1 protein-coding gene is annotated in these 226 nt (G+C 65.9%); it reads right to left on the minus strand.

What is annotated here, in order from left to right; translation table 11 throughout:
* On the minus strand, nt 1-226 hold a 226-nt coding region (locus tag IO24_RS41850; protein ID WP_037670175.1), incomplete at both ends, for an acyltransferase domain-containing protein.

Below are 226 nucleotides of genomic sequence, written 5' to 3' on the forward strand. Positions count from 1 at the left end.
CAGCTCACCGATCGAATGCCCCAGCAGCACATCCGGCGTCACACCCCACGACTCCAGGAGCCGGAAGAGAGCAACCTCCAGAGCGAACAGAGCCGCCTGGGTGTACACCGTCTGGTCCAGCGCCGCAGCGTCCCCGAAGATCACATCCTTCAGCGGCCGGTCCAACTCCCCCTCGAACCGCGCACACACCGCATCGAACGCCTCCGCGAACACCGGAAACGCCCCA

Origin of the sequence: Streptomyces flavovariabilis (assembly GCF_000725785.1) — a bacterium.
GTDB lineage: Bacteria > Actinomycetota > Actinomycetes > Streptomycetales > Streptomycetaceae > Streptomyces > Streptomyces hawaiiensis.